Annotated in this window: 4 protein-coding genes and 1 pseudogene; 2 read left to right on the top strand and 3 right to left on the bottom strand. The window is 71.3% G+C overall.

Annotated features, from left to right (window positions below; translation table 11 throughout):
- Window positions 1–330: pseudogene (locus tag FV222_RS21920) on the top strand (hypothetical protein); the annotation flags it as partial.
- A 58-nt stretch (window positions 331–388) separates the two neighbouring features.
- Here the strand turns inward: FV222_RS21920 and speG are convergent.
- The 3 genes from speG to apaG are packed head-to-tail and all read right to left on the bottom strand — an operon-like array spanning window position 389 to window position 2561.
- On the bottom strand, window positions 389–955 hold the full coding sequence (gene speG, locus FV222_RS21915) for a spermidine N1-acetyltransferase (RefSeq protein WP_147751978.1): 567 nt from the start codon (window positions 953–955) through the stop codon (window positions 389–391).
- A complete protein-coding gene (argE, locus tag FV222_RS21910) occupies window positions 952–2121 on the bottom strand; it encodes an acetylornithine deacetylase (protein ID WP_147751977.1) in 1170 nt (389 codons plus the stop codon). Before argE ends, speG begins: the two co-directional genes overlap by 4 nt.
- A 47-nt stretch (window positions 2122–2168) precedes the next feature.
- Window positions 2169–2561, bottom strand: a complete 393-nt coding sequence (apaG, locus tag FV222_RS21905) for a Co2+/Mg2+ efflux protein ApaG (protein WP_147751976.1) — start codon at window positions 2559–2561, stop codon at window positions 2169–2171.
- A gap of 161 nt (window positions 2562–2722) precedes the next feature.
- Here apaG and FV222_RS21900 point away from each other — a divergent pair.
- Window positions 2723–2905: hypothetical protein (locus tag FV222_RS21900; RefSeq protein ID WP_210248504.1), on the top strand; the 183-nt coding region annotated here is incomplete at its 3' end.

Raw genomic sequence — 2905 nt, 5'->3', positions numbered from 1 at the left:
CGCGACGACCGCGGCTTCCGCAACGCCGACCGCCGCAACGCGGGCGAGCGCAACGCCGACCGGGGATCCGAGCGCAACGCCGACCTGCGGGGCGGCCAGGGGGGGCGCAACGGCCAGGACTTGCGGGGCGGCCAAGACCTGCGGGCTGGCCAAGACCTGCGGGGCGGCCAGGACAAGGGCGGCATCCGCAACGCCTCCGAGCGCACGGGCGGCCGTGACGGTGGCCGCCAGATGAGCGGTCAGGGCGGGCGCGATGCCGGCATGACCGGCGGCGCGTCCGAGCGCGGCACCCCGGGCACCCGCGGCGGTGGGCGCGACGGTCGCAACTGATCGGGCTCGCCTCACGAGCGGGGAGGGGGCGACGCCGCCTCCCCGTTCCGTTGCGCCGTCAGTTCCTGAGCACCGGCTCGGCGATGTCGACGGCATGGCGGCCGGCCAGGTATTCCGGCTGGAACAGGCACATCCGCACGGCGTCCCGGTAGCGGCCGTTCATGAAGAACTCGTCCCGCAGGATGCCCTCGGGCCGGAAGCCGCAGCTCTCGTAGATCCGCACGGCGCGGGCGTTGTCCTTGTCGACGTGCAGGTAGAGCTTGTGGATGTTGAGCACGCTGAAGGCGTAGTCCATCGCGATCCGGGTCGCCTGGCGGGCGAAGCCCCGGCCCTGGAACCCGGGGTGGATCGCGATCTGGAACTCGCAGCGCCGGTGCAGGTGGTTGATCTCGACGAGCTCGACGAGGCCCGCCGGCTGGCCGTGCAGCGTCGCGATGATGAAGCGCCGCTCGGTCTGGTTGTGGATGTTGCGCTCGTAGAGCTGCGCCAGCTCGGCGAAGGACTCGTAGGCCTCCTCGAACCAGTAGCGCATGATGCTGTCGTTGTTGTTGAGCTGATGCACGAACATCAGGTCCTCGCGCTCCAGCGGGCGGAGCTTGACCCTGTCGGGAACGGTCTCGTTCATGCGGCGCAGGCCTCGATCAGCCGGCGCAGGAACGCCTCCCCGTCCCTCAGCGCCGCCAGGGTGATGAACTCGTCGGGCTGGTGCGCCTGGTCGATCGAGCCCGGCCCGCAGACCACCGTCGGGATGCCCGCCTGCTGGAAGCGCCCGGCTTCCGTGGCGTAGGGCATCGACACGGTGCGGTTGCGGTTGGCCATCCGCAGCGCCAGCCGCTCGGCCTCCGAGCCCGGATCGGGCAGGAGGCCGGGGATCGCGATCTCCTCGACGGTCTCGATCCGGCCGAAGGGGCCGTAGCGGTTCAGGCGCTCGCGGGTCACCGCCTCGGCCTTGGCCTGGAACAGGCGCGGGATCTCGGCCATGTCGAGGTCGGGCAGGCCGCGGAACTCCCAGTGGAAGGCGCATTCCTTCGGCAGGATGTTGCGGGCGGTGCCGCCGTGGATCGTGCCGACATGCACGGTGGTGGCGGGCGGATCGAACCGGCCCGACGCGTCGCCGCGCGCGATCATCCGGTCGGCGATGGCGTTGAGCCCGGAGACGAGGTCGCAGGCCGCCATCACGGCGTTGGCGCCCAGCATCGGCTTGGCCGAATGCGCCTCGTGGCCGTGCACCGTGGTGTGGAAGGTGACGATGCTCTTGTGCGCGTCGGCGACCTCGAGGTCGGTCGGCTCGCCGACGATCACCGCGCCCGGCCGCGGCAGGTCGAGGCCGAAGCGGGCGATCGCGTCCATCACGCCGAGGCAGGTGGTCTCCTCGTCGTAGGACAGCAGGATGTGGATCGGGCGTTTCAGGTCGGCGGCGAGGTAGTCCGGCACCAGGGCCAGGGCGGTGGCGCAGAAGCCCTTCATGTCGACCGCGCCGCGGCCGTAGGCCCGGCCGTCGGCGACGCGCAGGGTGAACGGGTCGGCGGTCCAGGCTTGGCCTACGACGGGGACGACGTCGGTGTGCCCCGACAGCACGACGCCGCCGTCGACCGGCGGGCCGATCGTGGCGAAGAGCGCGGCGCGGTCGCCGGCGGCGTTCGGGATGCGGGAATAGGGGACGCCCCAGCCGTCGAGGTAGGCGGCGACCCAGTCGATCAGGGCGAGGTTCGGCTTGGAACTCTCGGTGTCGAAGGCGACGAGGTGGGCGAGGATGTCGAGCGGGGTCATCCGCTCGCCGGAACCGGGCATCGGTCGTGTCCTTGGGCGGCCGGCCCCGGGCGCCGGCCCGAAACCGATCAGTGCAGGCTGCGGCGGATATGCGGGCTGTCGAGGGAGAAGGCCGGGATCTCGGCCTCGAAGCTCTCGCCCGCGACCGTGGCCATGGTGTAGCTGCCGGCCATCAGCCCGTCCGGCGTGGTGAGCGGGCAGCCGCTGGTGTAGCAGAACGACTCGCCCGGCTCCAGCACCGGCTGCTTGCCGACGACGCCGGCGCCACGCACCTCCTGGCAGTCGCCGCGCCCGTCGATGATGCGCCAATGGCGCGAGCGGAGCTGCACCTGCTCGGCGCCGTTGTTCACGATCTCGACGGTGTAGGCGAAGAAGTACCGGCTTTCGCCCGGCGAGGATTCCTCCTCGACGAAGCGCGGATTGACGGTCACGCTGATTCCGCGCGTCTCGGCCTTGTACATCGTCCCTAATTGCCCTCTTCAGCGGCGACCGAGTTCGGTCTAGCTCGGGTCTAGACGGCTCGAAGCCGCTTTTCGATGCGACTTTCATCGTGGTAGTTGCCGGGAGAATTCCCGTCAATCGCGTTGAAGTACGTCGCGGCGGCGGCAGGGGCAGGGCCGGCATGGTCGAGGGTTTGACGGGCCGCCCGAGGCGGTTCGGGGACGTGCGGCCCTCGCTGACCGCGCTCGCGCACGGCGCCGCCTGGACGGCGCTCCTGGCGCTCGCGGGCTTCCTCGCCTGGCGCGATCCCGGCACGAACCTGCCACCCGCGGCGGCGCTCGCGGCGGCGCTGATCCTCGACGGC

This window comes from Methylobacterium sp. WL103, from assembly GCF_008039885.1.
Classification (GTDB): Bacteria; Pseudomonadota; Alphaproteobacteria; order Rhizobiales; family Beijerinckiaceae; genus Methylobacterium; species Methylobacterium cerastii.
This window is presented reverse-complemented; position numbering and strand designations above follow the sequence as displayed.

Excerpts from the sequence above, each read along its gene's own strand:
- apaG (WP_147751976.1), bottom strand. The coding sequence starts at position 2,561 with ATGTACAAGGCCGAGACGCGCGGAATCAGCGTGACCGTCAATCCGCGC.
- speG (WP_147751978.1), bottom strand. The coding sequence starts at position 955 with ATGAACGAGACCGTTCCCGACAGGGTCAAGCTCCGCCCGCTGGAGCGC.
- argE (WP_147751977.1), bottom strand. The coding sequence starts at position 2,121 with ATGCCCGGTTCCGGCGAGCGGATGACCCCGCTCGACATCCTCGCCCAC.